This is a genomic window from Anaerolineae bacterium (assembly GCA_013178165.1).
Lineage (GTDB): Bacteria > Chloroflexota > Anaerolineae > Aggregatilineales > Ch27 > Ch27.
Genome location: JABLXG010000028.1, coordinates 21,679 through 44,272, shown reverse-complemented (window position 1 = coordinate 44,272; position 22,594 = coordinate 21,679). Strand labels below are relative to the sequence as shown.

General features: G+C 62.0%; 21 protein-coding genes. 6 read left to right on the top strand and 15 right to left on the bottom strand.

Going from position 1 to position 22,594, the window contains the following annotated elements:
* A partial coding sequence (locus HPY64_14625; GenBank protein NPV68374.1) for a hypothetical protein occupies positions 1-944 on the bottom strand: 944 nt, incomplete at its 3' end.
* Between the two features lie 376 nt (positions 945-1,320).
* On the opposite strand from HPY64_14625, the gene HPY64_14620 reads away from it, so the two are divergent.
* Positions 1,321-2,343 (top strand): alcohol dehydrogenase catalytic domain-containing protein, encoded by a 1,023-nt coding sequence (locus HPY64_14620; GenBank protein NPV68373.1) that lies wholly within the window; start codon positions 1,321-1,323, stop codon positions 2,341-2,343.
* Positions 2,344-2,471: 128 nt separating this feature from the next.
* Here the strand turns inward: HPY64_14620 and HPY64_14615 are convergent, their stop codons facing one another.
* The 7 genes from HPY64_14615 to HPY64_14585 form a co-directional block, all read right to left on the bottom strand.
* On the bottom strand, positions 2,472-3,599 hold the full coding sequence (locus tag HPY64_14615) for a DUF2961 domain-containing protein (protein NPV68372.1): 1,128 nt from the start codon (positions 3,597-3,599) through the stop codon (positions 2,472-2,474).
* 29 nt (positions 3,600-3,628) lie between these two features.
* Positions 3,629-4,681 carry a DUF4185 domain-containing protein gene (locus HPY64_14610; GenBank protein NPV68371.1) on the bottom strand — a complete coding sequence of 351 codons (1,053 nt, stop codon included), beginning with the start codon at positions 4,679-4,681 and terminating at the stop codon, positions 3,629-3,631.
* A gap of 3 nt (positions 4,682-4,684) precedes the next feature.
* The gene (locus tag HPY64_14605) at positions 4,685-5,518 is read right to left on the bottom strand and encodes a carbohydrate ABC transporter permease (protein ID NPV68370.1); all 834 of its coding nucleotides are present in this window, start codon (positions 5,516-5,518) and stop codon (positions 4,685-4,687) included.
* Positions 5,519-5,530: 12 nt separating this feature from the next.
* Positions 5,531-6,487, bottom strand: coding sequence for a sugar ABC transporter permease (locus tag HPY64_14600; GenBank protein ID NPV68369.1), 957 nt, complete (start codon positions 6,485-6,487; stop codon positions 5,531-5,533).
* Positions 6,488-6,564: 77 nt separating this feature from the next.
* Positions 6,565-7,821, bottom strand: a complete 1,257-nt coding sequence (locus HPY64_14595; protein NPV68368.1) for a sugar ABC transporter substrate-binding protein — start codon at positions 7,819-7,821, stop codon at positions 6,565-6,567.
* A gap of 179 nt (positions 7,822-8,000) precedes the next feature.
* A complete protein-coding gene (locus tag HPY64_14590; GenBank protein ID NPV68367.1) occupies positions 8,001-9,029 on the bottom strand; it encodes a LacI family DNA-binding transcriptional regulator in 1,029 nt (342 codons plus the stop codon).
* A gap of 252 nt (positions 9,030-9,281) precedes the next feature.
* The gene (locus tag HPY64_14585; GenBank protein NPV68366.1) at positions 9,282-10,133 is read right to left on the bottom strand and encodes an MBL fold metallo-hydrolase; all 852 of its coding nucleotides are present in this window, start codon (positions 10,131-10,133) and stop codon (positions 9,282-9,284) included.
* Between the two features lie 83 nt (positions 10,134-10,216).
* Here HPY64_14585 and HPY64_14580 point away from each other — a divergent pair, with 83 nt between their 5' ends.
* Positions 10,217-11,251, top strand: a complete 1,035-nt coding sequence (locus HPY64_14580; protein ID NPV68365.1) for a methionine synthase — start codon at positions 10,217-10,219, stop codon at positions 11,249-11,251.
* Between the two features lie 77 nt (positions 11,252-11,328).
* Here the strand turns inward: HPY64_14580 and HPY64_14575 are convergent, their stop codons facing one another.
* The 4 genes from HPY64_14575 to HPY64_14560 are packed head-to-tail and all read right to left on the bottom strand — an operon-like array spanning position 11,329 to position 15,210.
* On the bottom strand, positions 11,329-12,477 hold the full coding sequence (locus HPY64_14575) for a Gfo/Idh/MocA family oxidoreductase (GenBank protein ID NPV68364.1): 1,149 nt from the start codon (positions 12,475-12,477) through the stop codon (positions 11,329-11,331).
* 17 nt (positions 12,478-12,494) lie between these two features.
* Positions 12,495-13,493 (bottom strand): sugar phosphate isomerase/epimerase, encoded by a 999-nt coding sequence (locus HPY64_14570; GenBank protein ID NPV68363.1) that lies wholly within the window; start codon positions 13,491-13,493, stop codon positions 12,495-12,497.
* A gap of 51 nt (positions 13,494-13,544) precedes the next feature.
* Positions 13,545-14,228, bottom strand: a complete 684-nt coding sequence (gene deoC / locus HPY64_14565) for a deoxyribose-phosphate aldolase (GenBank protein ID NPV68362.1) — start codon at positions 14,226-14,228, stop codon at positions 13,545-13,547.
* A 16-nt stretch (positions 14,229-14,244) separates the two neighbouring features.
* Positions 14,245-15,210 (bottom strand): ROK family protein, encoded by a 966-nt coding sequence (locus tag HPY64_14560; protein NPV68361.1) that lies wholly within the window; start codon positions 15,208-15,210, stop codon positions 14,245-14,247.
* A 507-nt stretch (positions 15,211-15,717) separates the two neighbouring features.
* Between HPY64_14560 and HPY64_14555 the strand changes: the two genes are divergently transcribed.
* The 4 genes from HPY64_14555 (at position 15,718) to HPY64_14540 (ending at position 19,198) form a co-directional block, all read left to right on the top strand.
* Positions 15,718-16,656, top strand: a complete 939-nt coding sequence (locus HPY64_14555) for a substrate-binding domain-containing protein (GenBank protein NPV68360.1) — start codon at positions 15,718-15,720, stop codon at positions 16,654-16,656.
* Positions 16,657-16,808: 152 nt separating this feature from the next.
* The gene (locus HPY64_14550) at positions 16,809-17,831 is read left to right on the top strand and encodes an ABC transporter permease (GenBank protein ID NPV68359.1); all 1,023 of its coding nucleotides are present in this window, start codon (positions 16,809-16,811) and stop codon (positions 17,829-17,831) included.
* Between the two features lie 4 nt (positions 17,832-17,835).
* Positions 17,836-18,609: a sugar ABC transporter ATP-binding protein gene (locus tag HPY64_14545; GenBank protein ID NPV68358.1), complete on the top strand. Its 774-nt coding sequence runs from the start codon at positions 17,836-17,838 to the stop codon at positions 18,607-18,609.
* A 172-nt stretch (positions 18,610-18,781) separates the two neighbouring features.
* On the top strand, positions 18,782-19,198 hold the full coding sequence (locus tag HPY64_14540) for a GNAT family N-acetyltransferase (GenBank protein NPV68357.1): 417 nt from the start codon (positions 18,782-18,784) through the stop codon (positions 19,196-19,198).
* Between the two features lie 73 nt (positions 19,199-19,271).
* On the opposite strand, the gene HPY64_14535 is transcribed toward HPY64_14540, so the two are convergent.
* The 3 genes from HPY64_14535 to HPY64_14525 are packed head-to-tail and all read right to left on the bottom strand — an operon-like array spanning position 19,272 to position 22,590.
* Positions 19,272-20,354 (bottom strand): Gfo/Idh/MocA family oxidoreductase, encoded by a 1,083-nt coding sequence (locus HPY64_14535; protein NPV68356.1) that lies wholly within the window; start codon positions 20,352-20,354, stop codon positions 19,272-19,274.
* Between the two features lie 41 nt (positions 20,355-20,395).
* Entirely contained in the window at positions 20,396-21,577 is a 1,182-nt protein-coding gene (locus HPY64_14530; protein NPV68355.1) for a Gfo/Idh/MocA family oxidoreductase, read from the bottom strand.
* Positions 21,578-21,627: 50 nt separating this feature from the next.
* Positions 21,628-22,590, bottom strand: coding sequence for an ABC transporter permease (locus HPY64_14525; protein ID NPV68354.1), 963 nt, complete (start codon positions 22,588-22,590; stop codon positions 21,628-21,630).
* Positions 22,591-22,594 lie beyond the last annotated feature (4 nt).

The window sequence follows — 22,594 nt, the reverse complement described above, 5'->3', positions numbered from 1 at the left end:
GTATCGGTCTGCGCCGGGTTGGCCACCAGCGGGCAATTGTCCGCGCTGTCAGCCACGCCGTCGCCATCACTGTCGGTCAGAGGATCGCAGGCATCGCCGATCCCGTCGCCGTCGGTATCGGTCTGCGCCGGGTTGGCCACCAGCGGGCAATTGTCCGCGCTGTCAGCCACGCCATCGCCATCGCTATCGGTCAGACTATCACAGGCATCGCCGATCCCGTCGCCGTCGGTATCGGTCTGCGTCGGGTTAGCCACCAGTGGGCAGTTATCCACCCCATCCAGCACACCATCATTGTCATCATCAGGATCGCAGGCGTCGCCCAGTGCATCACCATCGGTGTTCACCTGGCTGGGGTTGGCGACTGCCGGGCAATTGTCGCTCGCATCAGGTACCCCGTCACCGTCCTGGTCAGGATTGAGAACGGTAGCGGTAATAACCACATTGTCGATCAGCCAGCCGCGATTATCGGTGAAACGGAAGCGGGTGGAAGCGGTTTGCGCCCCGGCAGGGATGGACACTGTAACCGGGGTCCAGGCGCCATAGACACTGTTATTGGCGGCATAGGTACTGATGGTTGTCCAGCTGGCGCCGTCGTTCGTGCTGTACTGGAGGGAAAGCGTACTGACAGCCTGAGTGCAGCTACTGCCGCGATGGCCCCGGTGCAACACGAAGCTGATCGACCCACCCCCGGAAACATCCAGGTTATTCGTTGCCGCCACAGCGTTGTCTCCGGTCAAGCGCAGCGCGCCGCCGCTATACATCGCCAGCGAGCCGCAGTTGTCTACCCGTGACGCATTGACCAGCGATGACCACTGCGTGTTGTCAATCGCCGGGTCGAAATCATCGCTCATGCGGACTTCTGTAGCCGCCACGAGCATGCCAACCGAAACCGCCAGGATCAGCAGCAAGCTCCCTAGTAGAGCTATACGAATTCGCTTGTTCATAAATGCACTCCTTAACACTGATAAGGAAATACTGATAAAGTAGTGATGGTGTTGTCGCTACCACCAGAATAAAAAATGCAGAGAACTAGTTCAATATAGTAAGGTTATTTTTTAGAATAATTTCATGATAGTTTTATAATTTCTTCACAAATTGACTTTTATAAAAATTTTAGAAATTCTTTATAATTCCTTTAGACCAAATCCGCCTGAGAGTCCGACTACAGTCCCTAACCAGATGCCCCCCGCCAGCCTTGTAGTCCGGCAATATGCCGCGGTTGTGGCTGCGCGCCGGCGCAAAAGACTTCCCCCGTACCCTGGAGTACAATGGTCATCATCCAGGCTTTCGTATTGCTCGTGCGTATGAAAGGGGCTTGAGATGAAACAGGCAGTTATGACCGCACCGGGCCAGATCGTCATTCATGATGTCCCCCGCCCGGCCATCCAGGATCACCAGATCCTCCTGCGAACCCGACGCATCGGAGTCTGCGGCTCCGATATCCACGTCTGGCACGGCAAACACCCCTATACCGGCTACCCCGTCGTCCAGGGTCATGAAGTCTCCGGCGAGATCGCTGAGGTGGGCCGCGCGGTAACCGGCTTCGCCGTCGGGGATCACGTTACCTTCATGCCACAGGTCACCTGCGGGCAGTGCTACCCCTGCCGCCACGGGATGGAACACATCTGTGAATCGCTGAAGGTGATGGGCTTTCAGACGAATGGGGCCGCACAGGACTACTTTCCACTGGACGCGGACAAAGTCCTTAAGCTACCGGACAGCCTGACCCTGGATCAGGGAGCCATGATCGAGCCGATCTCGGTTGCCGCGCACGCCATCCGGCGCGGCGGCGGGGCAGCGGGCAAGAAAGTGATCGTGCTGGGGGCTGGCACCATCGGCAACCTGACCGCTCAGGTTGCCCGCGCCTCCGGCGCACAGGCCGTCATGATCACCGACATCAGCGACTACAAGCTAGAGTTGGCCCGGCGCTGCGGCCTGGATTACGTGATCAACACTGCGGAAGAAGCGCTGGAGGCAGCTATCCGCCGCAACTTTGGGCCGGACCGGGCCGATCTCATGCTGGAGTGCGTCGGTGTGGAAGACACGATCACTCAGGCCATTGCCTGCGCCCGTAAGGGCACGACCATTGTCGTGGTTGGCGTGTTCGGGCAGAAGCCGCGTGTTGATCTCGGCCTGGTGCAGGATCGCGAGTTGAGCCTGGTTGGTACGTTAATGTACCAGCGCCAGGACTACGAGACGGCCATCGCCCTGGCCAGCAGTGGCAAGCTACAACTGGAAGCGCTGATCAGCGATCGCTTCCCCTTTGATCGTTACACTGACGCCTACCGGCGCATTGAAGAGGCTGCTGGCCGCACGATGAAGGTCATGATCGAGCTGGACTAGCGGCGGAAAGACGCCATCGCAGCGATACAGTCATGCCTGTGCTTGCACCACGATGGCAGGCTGAGAACTACCGGCTGGGCAAAACAAAGGGGATCGCACCAGCGGGTTAGCGCGATCCCCGGCAGGCGCTAGTCCGGGCGCGGCAGGCGCCGGGCGACCGGCAGCAGCGGCGGGAATGGCAAGTGCGGTTCGTGCTGGTACCAGTACGCCGTGCTGGCGTAATCGTCCGAGCGGCGATTGGCGTGGCCGTGTTCGATCGTCACCCGGATCGACTGCTGAAAGCAGATCGGATCCTCGATGTGGAAACGGTACAGCGAGATCTTGCCCGACCAGTTTTCGTCCCCGGCCAGGGTGATGCCATGATACGGTGCACTGTACTCAACCGCCGGGCACCAGGCAGTGTTGAAATAGTCCTCTGTGCCGGTGCCATGCAGGCTCGGCGGCCAGACCTCACCATCGATGAAGATCATGTCGTCGCCTTCGCCATACCAGTTGAAGCACTTGAGAATCTTGTCACCGTGGACACGGAAGTCTTCCATCCGTAGCGGCCAGGGGACGCCTTCCGGCCAGTCCATACCCTCACCCCGGCGCAGGTTATGGATGCTGAGGTTGCAGCCCACATAGTGGCCTTGCCCCTGCGCCTCCAGAATCACGTAGTTGCCGCGACCGTCCAGGTTCACGCCGCCAAAAGACCACTCCGGATTCGTCATATCGGCGTCTGGAATACCGTCGCAGGGATTCTGGCGTCGCCACTGGGCATGGAAGCGCCCCAGATCGGAGTCGATGGCAGGATGGATCTCGTAGTCGATGTAGTAGTAAAACAGCACCTCGACATCGCACTCGTTCTCCACCTCGATCAGGGCACGCTCTGCAAACGGCATGGGGAAGAAACAGTTAAACGCCTTGCCATCCGCCGGACTCATCTGCAGCGGCAGCGAAACGTAGTTGGTGGTCAGGGCATGGCCCACACCAAAGAAGTCCCCGATCGGCACTTCAACCGAATACCCCGGCTCATTGTCCCAGCGCATGCGCAGCACGATCCGGCGCAGGTAATGCTCCTGCTGGCAATCGATGGTGCACCAGATATGGTTGATGCAACCTGCACCCTGGATATCCGCCAGGGTCACGGTCTGCCCCGGCGCGATATGCAGGCGATCGTCATTACCGCCCGTACGATCCCAGCTGGAAACGCGCCGGGTGCGCACATTGCGGATTCGAGCCAGTTCGCCCAGCGGGCTTCCTTTGAACACAGCCATGCTTTCCTCCTGAAAAAGCCCGGCCTGCCTCAGTCGCTGGCAACGAGCCGGGCGCGCATCAACCTGACGTTGTACGGCCCCCACTGCGACATGTTGAAGTAGATGACTTCCCCATCGCTGGCCCAGGGATGCAGGTAAGCGCCATACAGGGAAGGATAATCATCCGCCGAGACCACGATCATGGGCTTGCTCCAGGGGCCGGTCAATTCAGGGGCCTCGCGCAGGACGATCGCCCGGCGCACTTCATCCAGGTAGGTCATGATCCAGCGCTGGAGGTAAGCGTTCCAGGCCACTGACAGCTCGCCCACCGGGGCAGAAGCGATCACAATGGCGTTTTCATGCCCCTCCACCCAGGTCGTGCCATCCCAGTAGCGGTAAGCATCCATCTTCAGGAAGGACTCGGCGGGCACGCGGGCCAGCGCCACACCGCCAAACCGCCCGCCGTGAATGCCAAACACGTACAGATAGTCCTCCTGCAGCACCAGGGCTGCCTGGCCGAAGTTGGTATCTCCCTCCCAGATGGCGTCAAAGGGCTGCTCCCAGGTTTGCCCGCCATCGTCCGAATAGGCCCAGCCGGAGCGGTTGAGCGTCCATTCGCCCGGCGGCCCCCACTCCTTGACCGCCATATAGTGCAGCGCCAGCCGATCCCCAATGGCGATGCCATAGGTGGGGATGATGGTCACATCGTCGCGCCAGCGACGCAGCACCGCCCGCGCCCGACCATTGTCATCCGTGATCATGCCATCAAACGTGATGCCGTCTTCCAGTTCGGTGTCGGTCGTATAGGCCAGGACGTTAGAGCGCCAGTTTTCTCCTCCGGCTCCGCCCCCTGCAGGACGGCAGCAACCGAAAGTATCGCCAAAGGCGATATACAGCGTATCGCCCAGGGCGAACATGCTGCCCAGGTCGGTGCCGTCAACATCGTAGCGAACGTCGGTCTGGCTGGGCGATTCCGGGCCGGTCACCCAGGCAACAAACTCAACGTCGGTGATCGCACGCAGGGCGGTACCCTCCTGGGCCAGCGCCGCCGATTCGCTGGCCAGAGCCAGAACAGCGAGGTACAGGATCACACGCAAACGCATCGCTTATCCTTTCAGGCCCGTCATCTTGACACTTTCCACAATAAACCGCTGCAGGCTGAAGAACAGCAACAGCGTGGGGATGATGGCGATCACAGACGCAGCCATGATCTGCTCCCAGGCATTCCCATGCTCGCCGGTGAAGGACTGAATGCCCACCTGCACCATGCGCATGTCGGCCCGGTTAGCGGCCACCAGCGGCCACAGGAACGAATCCCAGTTAGCCAGGAAGAAGAAGACTGCCAGCGCCGCCATCACCGGGCGGGCCAGGGGCAGCGCCACATGATAGAAGACACCAACCCGTGACGCGCCATCAATGCGGGCTGCGTCTTCCAGGTCCTGGGGGATGCCCAGGAAGAACTGGCGCAACCAGAAAATGCCAAAAGCGTGCGGGATCGCCGGGATGATCAGCGCCCAGTAGGTGTTTAGCCAGCCCAGCTGCTTGACCAGCAAAGCCAGGGGAATCAGGATGGTATAAAAAGGGATCATAAGGGTGCTGATGATCCCGATGAAGATCAACCGCCGCCCCGGAAACTCCAGCCGGGCCAGGGCATAACCGGCCATAGCGTGCAGGATCAGGGCCACCACCGTCACCGTCGACGCCACCACGAAGGAGTTGAACATGTAGCGTTCAAACGGCGCCTGACGGAAGACTTCCTCGAAGTTCTTCATGGAGAAGTTCGGCGAGATCAGGATAGGCGGGTTGGCAAAAATCTCGTCGGCGGGCTTCAAGGAGCTGGATAACATCCACACAAACGGCCCGGCAAACGCGACAGCCAGCACAATCGCGATGAGGTACCAGACACTGATACCCAGAATCTGGCGGGGAGTCTTGTGCATGGCGATCCTCCTCTAGGCCTTGATCTCACCGGAACGGAAGTAGCGCACCTGAATGAGCGTCAGCACAAAGATCATGGCGAACAACGCCACCGACATAGCCGCCGCATATCCAAAGTTCCACTCCCGGAAGGCCTTCTCGTAGGTGTACATCAGCAGGGTGTAGGTGGCATAGGCCGGGCCACCGCGGGTCATGACGTAAATCTGGTCAAAGGCCTGCAGGGCGTTGATCGTCAGGATCACCAGCACAAAGAAGCTGGTCGGCTTCAGCAGTGGCAGGATGATGTGCCAGAACACCTGGCGGCGGTTAGCGCCATCAATCTGGGCTGCTTCAATGTAGTCACCGGGGATATCCTGGATGCCCGCCAGCAAGATGATCATAAAGTAGCCCGCGCTCTTCCATACGGAGACGATGATCACGGAGAGCATGGCGCTCTGGACGCTCCCGATCCACTGCGAAGTAGGCAGCCCTACCGCGGCCAGCAGCTCATTGATCAGGCCGTTGCCCGGATCGAACATGAAGCGCCAGATCACACCGGCCACCACCAGCGACATGGCCACCGGCATGAAGTACACCGTGCGGAAGAAGTTGTTGCTCCGGGAGCGTCGGGTGAGCAATACGGCCATGCCCAGGCTCAGGGTGTAGACGGCGGGCACAAAGCTGATCGTGTAAAGGATAGTCCGTCCCAGCGAAGCGCCGAATTTGGGGTCCTTAAAGATCATTTCGTAGTTGCGCAGCCCGACGAACTGCGGCTCGCCGACCAGCTTCCAGTCGCTCAGGCTGATGATCAGTGCCATGAACATCGGCCCGACGATGAAGACCAGCAGGCCGATCAGGTCGGGCAGCACGAAGGCATAGCCAACCACCGCCTGCTCCAGCCGGTCGCGATCCATCCCACTCAGGCGGCCCAGCCAGCCACGCACCCCACCCCTGACGGGCGCTTCAATCGTCGTCGGCTCGGTTGTCGCCATATCTGCCTTCCTTCCGACCGATCAAGCAGGTTGCCGGGCACCGGCCCGGCGCCCGGCAACCCCGGAACGTGAGTGTGCTAGCGGGTCGCCAGGTAGGCGTCGATCTTCTCCGCCCAGGCGGCGACGGCGTCTTCAGGGCTGACGTTGTTGAACATCACGTCCTGCAGCGCCTCCCAGACAGACTGGGCGATCTCCGGCGGGTAGGAAGGCTCTGGCCGCGCAGTGGGGAAGATCTCGTTGGCGAAGACATTGTGCGGGAAGTTCTCATAGAACTCGGCATTATCGGCCACCACCGACTGGCGCGGCGACAGCTTGGTGTTGTACTGGATGCCCCAGGCCGCCGCGCGCGAGTTATCCTCCGCGCCGAACATGTTGATGGCGAACTCGGCAGCTTCCGCCGGATGCTGCGTACCGGCATAGACCATCACCGTCCAGCCACCGTAGACCGTCTTCAGCTCGTCGCCCTCGTCAGGCGCGGGGATCGGCGCCACACCCAGATCGGCTACAAAGTCCGGATAGTTGGCTGTGATCCAGCCGTAGACCCAGTAGCCGGAAACGAACATGGCCGCCTGGCCAGTCGGGAAGCGCTCGTCGACGGGGTCGCTGCCAGTGCTGGTCGGCGCGGCATAGCCTTCGCGAATCAGCGTGCCCCACAGGTCCAGGGCGCGGGCGGCTTCCGGCGTATTGACGGCGGCCGCCGTGAAGTCCTCATTCACAACCTCGCCGCCAGCCATCCACAGGAACGGATAGAACACAAAGTTCTCATAGTAGTCGGGGTTGGTGGGGATCAGGATGCCGTAGCGCTCCGGCGTGGTCAGTTGTTTGGCGGCGGCCACCAGCTCGTCCCAGGTCTTGGGCACTTCCAGACCGGCTTCCGCCAGCATAGCCTTGTTGTACCACAGCGCCACTGGCTCCATCTCAAACGGTACCGAGTAAATGTGGCCGTTGAGCGTCACCGCTTCCACCGACGCCGGCAGCAGGTCGTCCAACAGGTACTGCGGCATGTAGTCTTCCAGCGGCAGTGCCAGGCCGCTTTCCGCATAGCGCCGCCAGTCGCCAGGGCTGATGAAGAAGACATCCGGAGCCTCTCCGGTGGCGATGCCAGTCGTCAGGATTTCGCCGGTGTACTGCGCCCAGGGGAACTCCTGGCGCTCCACCTGCAGCTCATGGGTAGCATTCCACTCGGCAATGTATTCTTCAAAGAACGGATCGACATCTTCAGCGTATTCAAAGGTCCAGAACTTCAGCACATCCTGGGCCACAGCCGACGGCAGCGCCGTAGCCAGAAGGGCTACCAGCAGAGCGACGGTGATCAGACGCCAGTACCGCTTCATCTTGCTCTCCTCCGTAAGTGATCTGACAGACATCAACGGGCATCAGATTCAGCTTCTTTTTCGGCGAAAGTAGGGCGTACTCCTCCTTTCTGACCTGAACGATTCCAGACCTGTAGCGGGAATAACCGGCCGCGAAGAAAGCAAGCGTATTGCAGCCGCTTTCCTCCCTATCCTGAAGGCTAACGGCCTGCAGCCGGGGTATGACCGACTGCAGACACGCTCTCCGGCAGCAGCAGGCTGGTCGGCAGCCGCAGCGTACGGGTGGGCTGCTGCGGATCATGCATGCGGGCAAAAAGCAACTGCGCCGCCGCCTGGCCCAGTTCATAGGTGGATTGCGTGATCAGCGGGATGGGCGGGCACAGGCAGCGGTTCAAAACCGTATCATCAAAGGCCACCAGGGCAATGTCCTGCTGTGGGTCCAAGTGGCGCGCGGCCAGCTCGCGCATCGCCTCAACGGCCATCAGCCCGCTGCAAACCAGCATGGCCGTCGGCGGCTCCGGCGCATCCAGCAACGTCCGGGCCGCTTCGCGGGCCTGGCTGGGCCGGAAATCCGTGACCTTCACCAGCGCCGGGTCCACGGGCAGCCCATGTGCGGCCAGCGCCTGTTCGTACCCCTCGCGTCGCTCCCGGCCCGGCGTCAGGTAATCCGGGCCGGCGATCAGCCCGATGCGGATATGCCCGTTCGCAATCAGGTAGTCGGTCGCTGTGCGGCTGGCGCCCACGTTGTCGGTCAGCACTGTGTCCACGTCCAGCCCGTGCAACTGGCGATCCAGCGCCACGACCGGCACCCCCTGCTCGACCGCCCGGCGCACGGCGACACAACTGCGCTCCCCATCAGAGGCGCAGATGATGATCCCGGCCACACCCTCGGCCAGCAACACATCGATATACCGCGCTTCACGGGAGAGCGAATCGTCGGTATTGCCCAGCAGGAGGATGTGGTCGCGGACGATCGCCACGTCCTCGATCCCGCGGACAACGGAGACAAAGAAGTTGTTCTGAATGTCGGGGATGATCACGGCGATAGTCTGGCTGGTCTGGACGCGCAGGTTGCGGGCTACCCGGTTAGGCCGGTAACCCAGTTGCTCCACTGCCCTGGCAACTCTGGCCCGCGTCTCCGGGGAAACGTTCGGGTGGCCATTGAGCACCCGCGACACGGTAGCGGTGGAAACGCCCGCCAGGACCGCCACATCCTTGACCGTTGTCATGTGGGGTGTGCCTTTTTCCAGCCAAAATCTAGTTCATCATGATCAGTGTAATCGATTACATCATGCCTGTCAATCACCCTGGCCCAGAATTTTCCGCTCAATCCACCCGAAAAACAGGAAGTACAGGGGAAACCAGGAATATGCAACCCCGGCGGCGACGTCAGCCCGCGCCGCACCGGGCCTCACTCTCCAGCGATGCGCTGCCTCTGCGGAGCCAATGGCGTAGCGACAGATTGTCCGTTCAGCCGCCTGCTACGGCCGCCGCCACAGGAAACGCTCCCCGCATTGCAGCACGGCGTAGGGTACGCCGGCTGCATCTGCGCGGCGCGTGAACTCGCTGACATCAACGGTGTTGAATGTGAACATGTCGTAGTGGCCGGGGATGACCAGCCGTGGCCTGACAGCCTGCGCCAGCGCCACTGCCTCCGCTGCGTTCATATTAGGCGGCACCTGCAACGCCAGCAGGCGCTCAGTGGTGCCATTGACCGGCAGGAAAGCAATGTCCGGTTCAAAGCGCCGCAGACGCTCCGCCAGGCCATCATAGACCAGCGTGTCGCCACTGTGATACAGCCGCAGCCCGTCCATCTCCACCACATAGCCCAGGCAGGGGTAGCCACCCGCCGGATCGTAATCCAGGCCGGGGTGCGCCGCCGGGATGCTGTGGACGGTCAGCGGCCCGATCTGCAGCGTCTCGTCCCCACGTGTAGGGATCAGTCGCTCGCGGGCCAGCCCCAGCGCCACCGCATGGTCCACCACCGCCGCCGGGAGCACCAGCCTGGCTTCTGGCGAGGCAACAAACAGATCGGGCAGCGTGCCGGGATCGAGATGATCGGAGTGTTTGTGGCTGGCGAAGACCCACGTTGCGTTGGTGATCTCGCGCCCGCGCAGAGGAGCCTCGGTCATCCGGATGTGCGGCTTTTCCGTCCCGGCATACTTGGCCGTCAGATGCTCCGACAGGTACAGGTCAAAGTACACCAGCGCCGACGCCGTCCTGACTGCGTAGCCGCTCTGCCCCAGCCACCAGATGGCCACCTCGCCGGGTCCGGGCCGGGTTGTATTGATATCCTGCAGCAACGCTGCGCCAGCCTGCCTGGGCTGAATCATCGTGTTTTCTCCGCTTATGCTACACTGGTTGCCTGATTATACCGGACTTCACCCCGGCACAAAGCCTACCAAAGGAGCAGACCATGACTACCCCGATCCTCCCCACCAGCGTCATCGGCTCCTATGCCTGGCCAGCCTGGCTGCACACCGCTCTGGATGCGGCCCGGCGCGGCGAATACGGCCCGGACGACCTGCGCGAAACCCAGGATGACGCCGTGGACATGGCCGTCCGCGACCAGGAAGACGCCGGCGTGGACATCATCACCGACGGCGAGATGCGCCGGGTGGGCTTCTTCACCGCCGAGTTTTACGGGCATATGACCGGCCTGCGGGAATTGCCTCCCCGCCGCAAGGTCGGCGTTGTCGGCCACGACCAGCGGGAGAGCTATGAGGCTGTTGAGCCGATCGCCGCGCCGGAGGGGCTGGGACTGCTTGAGGAATTCGCCTACGTGCGGACCCGCACGACCCACCCGATCAAAATGCCATGCCCCGGCCCGTTCACCCTGGCCGGGCGGATCAAGCCGGGCGCAATCTATCACGACCGTGTCGATGTCGCTTATGCGCTGGCTGAGATTATCAACCGCGAATTGCGTGCGCTGGTGCAGGCTGGCGTCACCTTCATCCAGCTCGACGAACCATCGTATGCTGTACACGCGCAGGCTGGCTCCCCGGCGGAATTTGTCCGCCTGTTCAATCAGACGGTCGCCGGAGTGGAGGCACGGATCGGGTTGCACCTGTGCTTTGGCAATTACGTGGGGCGCCCGGTCGCCAAACGCACTTACCGACCCCTATTCCCTCACATTCTTGAGGTTCACGCCGACGAGCTGGCCCTGGAGTTCGCCAATCGCGAACTGGCCGAGATCAACCTGTGGCGGGAATTCCCCAGCGACAAAACACTGGCTGCCGGGCTGGTAGACGTCAAAAACTACTACGTTGAGACGCCAGAGGATGTTGCCGAGCGTATCCGCCGCGCGCTGGAGGTCGTCCCCCCGGAGAAGCTGACCATCACCCCGGACTGCGGCTTCAGCCAGACGGCCCGCTGGGCGGCCCGCGCCAAGCTCAAGGCGATGGTTGAAGGCACACGCATCATCCGCCGCGAGTTGACCGGCACCGTCTAACCTCCTGCCCAACCAGAAGCAGAAGAGCGCCCATTGCTGGGCGCTCTTTCGTCTGCACGGCTGTTCTGCGGGCCGCTCTACGCCACTGCCACCCAGCGGCGCTCCTGCGCGCTACGCTGGATCGCGTCACACAGAGCGATCTCGGCGTGCCCATCAGCAAAGGTAGGGAATGGCGCGGGTGCGCTGTAGTCCCCCGCCGCGATGTAGTCGTAAACCGCCCTGAACAGCTGCTTGAACGTGTCCGGGTACCCTTCCGCGTGGCCGCCGGGATAGCCGGCCACCTTCCGCGCCTCCGCCCCCAGCAGCGAGGGGTCCTTGGCTACGATGCCGTTTGGCCCGTCGCGCCGCCCGATCCACAATTCGTTGGGATTCTCCTGCTGCCAGGCCAGCGACGCCTGCGAGCCGTTGATCTCCCATTGCAGCTGGTTCTTGTGCCCGGCGCTGACCTGCGACACCGTCAACACACCGCGCGCGCCATTGCTGAACTCCAGCAGGATCGAAGCGTAATCCTCCGTAGCGATCGGCACTTCGACAGCCTCCTGGGCTGTCTCCAGCTTGTTGGCGAAGGTATCCACTTCCTGGGTCGGCTTCAGGCGGGTGGGGACGATCGTCGCCAGGTCGGCCATCACTGCCGTGATCTTGAGGCCGGTGATCCAGGTCACCAGGTCAAACCAGTGCGTGCCGATGTCCGTGACAGCGCGCATGGCCCCGCCCTGATCAGTTTCCAGCCGCCAGTTCCAGTCAGTTTTATACAGCAGCCAGTCCTGCAGGTAGTGGCCGTGAATCAGCCGCACCTCACCCAGTTCGCCTGCCCGGACACGGTTGCGGGCCTCGTGGCAGAGGGGATAAAAGCGGATGTTGTAATTCACCGCGCCAACCCGCCCGACTTCCTGCGCAAGGCGCACCAGTTCAGCGGATTCGGCGCTGGTGACGGTCAGCGGCTTTTCGCAAATGACATGTTTGCCGCCCTGCAGCGCCGCCCTGACCATCCCGTAGTGCAGGTAATTCGGCGTGCAGACATGCACCACATCAATATCCGGGTCGCTTACCAGTTCGGCCAGGTTCGCATACGCAGCGTCCAGCCCGTATTTGTGGACGCCTGCCTCCGTCTCTTCCGGGGTCACACCCAGGCATCCCACGACCTCAACCCCTAACCGGCGCAGCGCCTCAATGTGGGTGCCCCCCATGAAGCCCAGCCCGATCACTGCTGCCCGCAGATCGTCCATCCCTACCCCCTCCCCTGCTAATGTTTGGCAAACGCCGCGTCAAAGGCGATATCCGACGGTTCAAAGTCCAGCTTCTTGACGAAGTGGAATGCCTCCTGGGCGCCAAACTCACGGTTCATGCCGCTGTCCTCCCATTCGACGGAGAGCGGCCCGCGATAACCGATCCGGTTAAGGGTACGGACGATGGCCTCAAAAGGCACGTCGCCATGCCCCGGCGAGACGAAGTCCCAGCCGCGCCGGGCGTCGCCAAAGCTCAGGTGCGAGCCAAGGATACTTGTCCGCCCGTTGAGATTGCGCTTGACGTCCTTAACGTGGACATGGAAGATTCGCTCAGCGAAGGTCTCCAGGAAAGCAACCGGATCAACAAACTGGTGAACCAGATGGCTGGGGTCGAAGTTCACGCCGAAAGCCGGGTGGTGGTTGACGGCATCCAGCGCCCGTTGCATCGTCACGATGTCATAGGCGATCTCGGTCGGGTGAACCTCCAGCGCAAAGCGGACGCCGTTCTGCTGGAAGGCGTCCAGGATCGGCAGCCACCGCGCGGCGAAATCGCGATAACCGGCGTCAATTTCTGCCTGGGAAGTAGGCGGGAAGAAGTACAGCTTGCTCCACACGCTGCTGCCGGTGAAGCCGGTGACAGTTTCCACGCCGAACAGCCGCGCTGCCTGTGCCGTCCGCTTCATCTCCTCCGCCGCCCGCTGGTGTACTCCTTCCGGATCGCCGTCGCCCCACACGTAAGCCGGGAGAATGCTCCGGTAGCGTTCATCAATCGGATCGCAAACGGCCTGCCCGACCAGGTGGTTGCTGATGGCGAAGCACTGCAGTCCGTACCGTTCCAGAAGGGCGCGCTTTTCCCGCACATAGGAGTCGCTGGCAAGCGCCTTTTCCACCTCAAAGTGATCGCCGGAGCAGGCCAGTTCCAACCCCTGGTAGCCCCATTCAGCGGCTTTGCGGGCCAGCGTTTCCAGAGGCAAATCGGCCCACTGGCCTGTGAACAGGGTAATTGTTCGCCCCATTGTTGCACTCTCCTTTCAACCCAAAAGGAAGGTCACGCAGAACTGGCGCGGCTAGCCCGCCAGGCGTTGTCTGGCCTCGTCCAGGATGGCGGCAGTGCGCGTCGCACCGCAGCGGGAGACGCCCAGCGCACGGACTTCCAGCAGGCGGTCCAGCGTACGCACGCCGCCTGCCGCCTTGATCTGCACCTGCGGCGGGGTATGCTGGCGCATCAGTCGCAGGTCGGCATCGGTCGCTCCGCCGCTACCGTAGCCAGTCGAGGTCTTGACCCAGTCAACACCGATCTCGCCGCAAATCTGGCAGAGCATGATCTTCTGGTCATCGTTCAGGTAACAATTTTCAAAGATCACCTTGATCTTCTGCCCGGCGGCATGGGTGACGGCGGTCACCGCCTCGATGTCGCGGGCCACCGCGTCCCAGGCCCCGCTCAGCACCTGGCTGATATTGACCACCATGTCCAGTTCCTCACCGCCATCAGCCAGCGCCTGTTCGGCTTCGGCGACCTTGATCGCGGTCGTATGGCCACCGTGCGGAAAGCCAATCGTCGTGCTGGCCCTGACGGTGCTGCCGCGCAGCAGGTCGGCGCAGCGTCTGAGGTAGTAGGGCATAATGCAAACGCTGGCCACATCATAGGCCAGGGCAAGCTGGATGCCCGCTTCCAGGTCGGCCACCGTCAGCGTCGGATTGAGCAACGAGTGGTCGATCATCTTGGCCAGCTCGTGATAGGTGTAGTCCATTCCCCTCTTCCCTCCTTCACCCCACCATGCCCTGAGCCGCGGCCAGAGCGATCCCGCCGAGCAGCCCGGCCCGATTGCCCAGCGCGGATTCGACGATCGCCACATCATCGGTCGGGAACATGCCCACACGCTCCCGGACAGTCTGGCGCACCGTGTCAAAGAGCAGTGCCCCGATCCCGGCCACGTTGCCGCCCAGCACCACCATCTCCGGGTGCAGGGTCACCACCACGTTGGCCACACCAATACCAATGTACTGCGCCGCCCGGATCAATTCCTCGCGCACAGCCTCATCGCCGGCTTCGGCGGCCAGGGCCATCTCCCGCGGGGTCACCCGCGCCGGGTTGCCTTCGACGAGCGCATGCAGGCGCGGTGCGCGCCCGGCCTGCATCAGCCAGACCCCTTTGCCCACAATGGCCGGACCGCTGGCCAGCGTCTCCAGGCAGCCCCGGTTGCCACAGCCACAGCGCGGGCCATCCGGCAGGATGGTATGATGGCCCAGTTCCCCTGCTGCGCCAAGCCGCCCCAGCCGCAGCCGGCCATCCACCACCACGCCGCCGCCGATGCCTGTCCCCAGTGTGAAGAAGATCATTGTGCCAACCGAACGCCCGCACCCGTAGGTAAGCTCGCCCAGGGCAGCCATGCGGGCGTCGTTGAGCAAATAAACCGGGCAATTGATCTGGGGGACCAGCCAGTCGCGCACGGGAACATCACGCCAGTTAGTGGGAAAGTTGGGCAAAAAGCGGGTCGTACCGCTGCTCAGATCAATCAGTCCCGGGACGCCGATGCCCAGCGCCACCGGAGATTGCCCGGCCTGCGCGGCCAGGTCGCAGATCAGGCCGGCTATACGCTGCACCACCGCTTCCGGCCCCTGTTGCGATTCAGTCGGGATGGTTTTCTCGGCCACGATCTGGCCGTTTGTTCCGGCCAGCGCCCCGGCGATCTTGGTGCCGCCCAGGTCGATGCTGGCGTACAGCGCCGTCATGATGCCTCCCCCTCCATCACTGTGGCGGCTCCATATGACCTGATCCTGTGGCGCCGCGGATAAATGTATTGTACTACGCGCCCGGTTGCCCGCCAAAAGTGCTGCTGTTAAGAGCCTGACGTGTGCATTCCGGTAATCTTGACAATCGTCGGCAGAACGTACTATGCTGCAAATGTGCGAACAAAGAACATCGATTTCCTGCGGCAGCCCGACAGTACCATTCACCAGCCACCCGGATTGGACACTGTATCCGCGGCATAACGTGCCTTTTCCTTGCTGGGTCGCCAGGCAGGTCACTGCGCATGGCGGGAGATTCCCCCCCCACCACAGCGCAGAAATCACGTAGTGCTATAATCAATCAAGGTAGAGACTCCAGGCTCAGATAGAAAGGAGGGTAAAGCAAACCAGAAACACATCCATGCACGTGCGCTCCAGTCCGGCCATCAGGGGCCGGAGCTGTAGAGAGCGTCAGGAACTATCGGCATGTGTTTGAAAAGAGGAGAAGCTATGTTCAAGAAATTCGCTGCATTGCTACTGATCGCTATTTTCGTCCTGAGCGCGCTGCCTGTGGCGGCGCAGACCCCCCCGAAAGTGTTCTACTGGATTTCGCATGGTGATCCTGCTGACCCGGTCTGGGTGTTCTTCCTGGGCGGGGCGCAGCAATTCGCCGAGGACACCGGCTTCGAAGTCCGCACGTCCTTCCATGCTGGCGATGTACCCTCGCAGCAGGAAGCCGTTCGCGCGGCTATTGCTGCTGGCGCGACGGGCATCGTCACCAGCACACCTGACCCCGGCAGCCTGACCGAAGTGATCGCCGAAGCGCATGCAGCTGGCATCCCGGTCATCATCATGAACACCGAGGACAAGACCAGTGGCCGTGACGCTTACGTCGGCGGCGACAACTTCGTCATCGGCGCGGACTGGGCGAAGTACATGGTCGACAACGGCTATGTCACGACCGGCAGCTTCGTCTGGATGCCCGTCGAAGTCCCCGGCGCGACCTACCAGGTGAACGAGACCGAAGGCATCGACAGCGTGTTTGGCCCGCTGGGCGTTGAGTATGAGATCACCGACGCCACCCTGGACCAGGCCGAGATCATCACCCGCATGTCGGATTACCTGACCGCCAACCGCGATAAGATCGATGCGATCATCGGCCTGGGCGACCTGGTGACCGGCAGCATCAAGCGTGTGTTCGACCAGGTTGGCGTCGCTCCTGGCGACATCCCGGTGGTTGGCTGGGGCAACTCCTGCGACACGGTGAATGAGGTCAAGGAAGGTTATGTCTTCGCCGCGACCTGGCAGGACCCGCAGCTCACCAGCTACCTGGCCCTGGCGCAGGCGATGATGGCGGCCAGCGGCATCCCGCCGACGGACATCATCGTTGGCACGCTGTACGGCCCGGACAAGGCTGACGTCTACGGCGCCCTGATGGGTTGCCAGTAGAATCTGGTTAAGCGGCCCGCCCTTTACGGGTCAGGGCGCGCAGTTCGGCATGAGACTGGCGCTCCGGCGCCAGTCTCATCCCCTTTTATCGGCCTGTCGGATTCAAGATATCGAGGCAGTCGATGGAAGCATCTTCACGCCTGCAGAAGGCCATGACCGCACCTTCGGTCAGGAAACTGATTGCTGCACCGGAATTCGGCCCGCTGGTGCTGCTGATCATTGAGATTGTGGTGTTCAGTTTTCTCACCTCCCGGCGCGCCGCGTCCGATCCGTTCTTTTCAATCTTTCCGTCGTTCCTGTCGTCCACCAACATCAGCAACCTGCTGGCCTTCACGCCGGAACTGGGCATGATCGCCCTCGGCATGACGCTGCTAATGACCGCCGGCGAATTTGACCTCTCGGTCGGCTCGGTCTTCGGTTTTGCGGCGATCATCATGTGGACATTCTTCAACACCGGCGCCACCTCCCTGGAAATTGGCTTTGTGCTGGCCATGTTGATTTCGGTCGCTATCGGCTTTGTGAACGGCTGGTTCGTGACCCGGTTGCGCATCCCGTCGTTCCTGGTCACACTGGGCATGCTGCTGGTAGCGCGTGGCTCGGCGCTGTACATCACCGATGGCTTCCCGCAGCGTACCTGGAACGCCGGACAATCCGTACTGTCGGCCATCCTGGTTGGCGAGTTCTACATTGGCGATGTGCGTATCTACGCCTCCTTGCCCTGGTTCATCCTGTTCACGGTTATCCTGCACTACGTGCTGGTACACTCCAAAGCCGGCAACTGGATTCTGGCTTCCGGCGGCAATGCGATGGCGGCCATCGCCCGCGGCGTCAAGGTTGGCCGCACCAAGATCATGCTGTTCATCCTCTCGGCGATCATGTCCGCCTATGCAGGCATTACCAGCTCGATCCGCGTCTCCGCGGCTAACCCGAACAGCGGCGACGGCTACGAGCTGGAGGTCATCGCGATGGTCGTCATTGGCGGGACAGCACTGGCCGGCGGGCGCGGTTCGATCATCGGCACCGTCCTTGGCGTGCTAATCCTGCGCGTGATGCGCAACGGTATCGTCATGGTCGGCGTCCCCGGCCTGGCCTACAAGATCTTCATCGGCGCGATCATCCTGGGCATGATGGTGTTACACTCGAGTCTCGAACGCCGCACCGGGAATGGAAGGTGAAGCCATGGCGACTACCGAACTGGTCCGCATGGAGCATATCTACAAGAATTTCGGCAGCGTACAGGCGCTCAATGACGTCACCTTCACCGTCGGACACCAGGAGATCGTCGGCCTGGTTGGCGACAACGGCGCAGGCAAATCCACGCTGATCAAGATCCTCTCCGGCGCGCATCCAGCCACTTCCGGGCAGATCTACTTCGATGGCAAGCCGGTGGAGATCAAGAACACCTGGGACGCCATTCAACTGGGCATTGAGACGATCTACCAGGACTCGGCGCTTGTGCCCCAGCTTTCCATCGCGCGCAACCTGTTCCTGGGCCGCGAACCGCTAACCGGCCCCACATGGCTACAACGCATGGATAAGCGCTTTATGGAAGAGCAAACCCGTAAGCTGCTCAGCGAACTGGGGATCACCAAGTACATCAACCCGGACACGCCGATTACCTCTCTCTCCGGCGGGGAGCGCCAGTCCATTTCCATCGCCCGCGCCATGTTCTTTGAATCGCGGCTGATCATCCTGGACGAGCCAACCAACAACCTGGGGGTGGAAGAAACACACCGCGTGCTGCGCTTCATCCACAACGCGCGGGATAGAGGTCTGTCGTGCATCTTCATCACCCACAACATCTACCATGTCTTCCAGGTGGTCGACCGGATCGTGGTACTGCGCCGTGGCAAGAAGGTCTGCGAAGCTGACCCGAAGCACACCAACATTGACGATATTGAGAAGGTGATCACCGGGATTTACGACACGCTGCCGGAGCGCAGCACCGGGTAAAACGACCACAGCGGATGCTGCCGCCAGGATCAGCCTGCATTCCATCTCACGCCGGTGCCGGACACGGGCAGTTCAGCCCGCGCCTGCTGGCATCGGCGTGAGACGTCTGGCGGCAGGCTCGGATCTCTGCCCGGGCATACCAGTCAAACACATCCCGGAAAGAGCGACGCCCATGACCTACGAGCTTATCGAGCGCCTCCCCACCCCGCAGGAGCACCACGCCCTGTTCGAGGCGGTGGGCTGGCAGCCATATACACCGGAAGAAACTGCTGCCGCCCTGGCTAACACCCTGTATGGCGTCGTAGCCATGCGAGATGGTCAGCCGATCGGCATGGCGCGGGTGATCGGCGACCGGGGCAAATTCTATTACATTCAGGATTTCGCTGTGCGCCCGGAACACCAGGGCCAGGGCGTCGGCGGGGCGATGCTGGAGCGCCTGCTGGCGTTCATCCGTGCTGCCGCGCCGGGTGATGCTTTCGTGGGGCTGTTCGCCACGCCCACCGCCATCCCGTTTTACCGCCAGTATGGCTTTGAACCGCACAGTGATATGCTGGCTGGGATGTGGACAGTACTGCACAGGACTGCCTGACGACAAACCACAAAGCGAGCGGCCTGCCTCTAGCTGCGGGCAGGCCGCCAGAATAATCATCCGCTCAGGTTGGTCAGGCCTTCAGCCACAGGTCAATCGGCTTCTGGACGTCAGGCGGCTCATAGGGCCAGGTGATCTTACGCCCCTCGCCCGCCGACTGGTACGCTGCATGGATGATCTTCAGCACCTCCAGGCCGTCTTCGCCGCGCTCGACCGGCTCCTCGCGGCCCTTGATCACGTTGATGAAGTGCTGCATTTCCTGCGGGAAACCATAGTTCCACTCTTCCTCAAAACCGGTGAAGGTCCAGCCAACGGTGGTATCAGCCTTTTCCACGGCGTAACCGTAGCCGACTTTACTGTGGGTGATCAGGGCGTTGCCATGAATCAGGTCAGCCCGCGTGTTGCCTTTGGAGCCGTAGATCTCACAACGGTCATCGATGCCGCCGGTCTTGGCCCAGCTATTCTCGGCGATAGCGATGGCGTCGTTTTCGAATTCGATGATGCAGATCGCGTGATCCTCGCCCTGCGTGCGGTCACGGTGCACGAACGTGCCCAGCGTGGCGCCAACGCTGCGCACCTGCGGCCGGTCCAGGATCCAGCGGGCGAACTCGATCGAGTGGCAGCCCATGTCCAGCAGCACGCCGCCACCCGACAGATTGACATCCCAGAACCAGGGCGAGTGTGGGCCGTCATGCTCCTCGCTCTGCTTGACCAGGAACACCTTACCCAGCGCGCCCTCCTCCACCAGCCGCTTGGCGCGGACATACTTGGGCGCAAAGCACAACATCTCGCCGTAGACCAGCTTGACCCCGGCGTTCCTGACCGCCGCCAGCATATTGCGGGCCGCACGCATGGTCGTCGTGAACGGCTTCTCGCACATGATATGTTTGCCCGCTTCCGCCGCGGCGATCACGACTTCCTCGTGCAGGTAATTCGGCACGCCAACGGTTACCGCCTGGATGTCATCCCGCGCCAGCAGCTGGCGGTAGTCCTCGTAAGCATACGGGATGCCCCGCTCATCGGCGAAGCGGCGGGCCTTGCCGGGCGTGCGCGACGCCACAGCGACGATCTCCGCCTCCGGCACCCGCTTGAGGCCATCGACGTGAATGTGGCCGATAAACCCGCTGCCGATCACGCCAACACGAACCTTTTCCATGACCTCCTCCCCTCCTGAGCCAGACCCCGACGCCCGTCGCTTTAGGCGCTGACGATCTTTTGCACCACGCGCCCGCTGGCCTTCTCCTTGAGGATCAGCTTGACCTGGCCATCGGGCATCACTTCCCGCTTGATCAGGAAATGCGCCTCGTCGTAATCGGTCAGGCGAGCCCCCGCCTCTGCTTCCTCGGCTCCGCGCCAGTCTTCCAGAATCACCGGCTCCCACTGGCGGGACTGGACGGAGCGATAGGCAGCATCCATGATGGCGTTGATCACGTAGCCATCATAGAAGGTCTCCATCGGGGCGACGCCCCTGTCCATCGAATCGAACATGTCGGCGAACATGTCGCTATAGCCCAGGGAGCCGACCTCATCCCCAACCGGGAAGAGCCAGCCAGTATCGCCCTCGGCTTTCTCCGCCACATAGCCGCGCTCGCCAACAGCGGTGAACATCTCAAAGCCGGTGCGCAGCCAGTGATTGAGCCAGATCGTGCCCTCGGTACCGGAGACTTCGTCGCGCAGGTCCATCCCACCGCGAAACGTCCAGGCAACTTCAAACTGGCCGACCGCCCCGCTGGCATAGCGCACCAGCCCGACGGCGCTATCCTCGGCGTCAATGGGATGCACCTGCGTATCGGCCCAGCACATCACTTCCAGCGGCTTGACATCCTTGCCGATGAAGTTACGGGCGATGGCGATGCAATGGCAGCCCAGGTCGACAATCGCCCCGCCGCCAGATTGCTCTTTATCCCAGAACCAGTCGCTATGCGGGCCTGGATGCGCCTCGCGGGAGCGCGCCCACAGGATTTTGCCCAGCGCGCCACTCTTCACCGACTTGAGCGCCTTGAGCGTCTTGGGCGTATAGGCCAGATCTTCCAGATAACCGTGGAAGACGCCCGCCCGCTCCACCGTGTCCAGCATCCGTTTGGCCTCGGCAGCGTTGCGACCAAGCGGCTTGGTGCAGAGCACCGCCTTGCCCGCTTCCGCCGCCAGCAGGACAGCCTGCTCGTGCAGGTTGTTGGGCAACCCGATAACCACGACATCAGTCTCCGGGTCGCGGATGGCCGCCGCCATGTCGGTTGTCCAGCGCGGGATGCCCCATTCCTGGGCAAACCGCCGGGCGCGTTCTTCCGTCCGGGAATAGACCACCGCCACCCGGTCCTGCCCGCGCCTGCCATGCAGGGTCATCGTGTAAAACATCCCGATCAGGCCGGTGCCCAGCATCGTGATCTTGTGCATCAGACTCTACTCCTCCCCAGATACGCAAACTGCGCTCACTGTCGGACGCTCCGCTGGCGGCCATAAATGGAGATCAGCACCACGAGGGTGATCCCCAGCGTTATCAGCTTGTAGGCTTCCTGAAGCTGCAGCGCCCGCAGCAGACTCTCGATCAGGGTCAGGACGAGCGCGCCGGACATCGTGCCCCAGTAGCTACCCTTGCCGCCGGAAAGCACCGTCCCGCCGACCACCACCGCCGCAATCGCCGGAAACTGGTACGGCCCACCCAGGTTAAGGAAGACCGTCTGGGTAAAGCCCAGCAGCACAAACCCGCCAAAAGCCGCCAGTACGCCACTGAGCGTATACGTGATGATGACAATGAACGGCACGCGCACGCCGGACAGCCGGGCCGTCGTGCGGTTGACGCCGATCGCGAATAACTGCTTGCCGTAAGTCGTGCGCTCCAGCAGCAGCCACATGCCCAGCCCGACCAGTACCCACAGGATCACCACGCCGGGAATGCCCAGAATCAACGGCTCAGCGATCAGGCGGCCCAGCAACGGTGGCATGTTGCCGATCAGTTCGCCCTGGGTCAGCACCAGGATCGTGCCCTGCACCACGCCGGTCATACCCAGCGTCATCACCAGCGGCGGCACCTGCAGCACGATGATCCCCAGGCCGTTCAAAAATCCGATCACCGCACCAACTACCAGCACGACCAGCAACGCTGGCAGGATCAGGTCATTCTGACCACTACTCAGGCGGAAGGTCAGGATGGCTCCCAGCGTCACCACCGCCCCGGCTGACAGATCGATACCTTCACCACCGCTGATGATCACCAGCGTTTGCCCGGCAGCGATAATCCCCAGAAATGAAGCCAGGCGGACGATATTCACAGCCTGATTGATATTCAGAAAATTCGGGTTGATCAGGCCGCCAGCCAGAAACAGGAGGATAGAGAGCAACAGCGCCACGACTGGCGGGCTGATCTGCGCCGACTGCTGTCGAAGGGATCGCATGGCG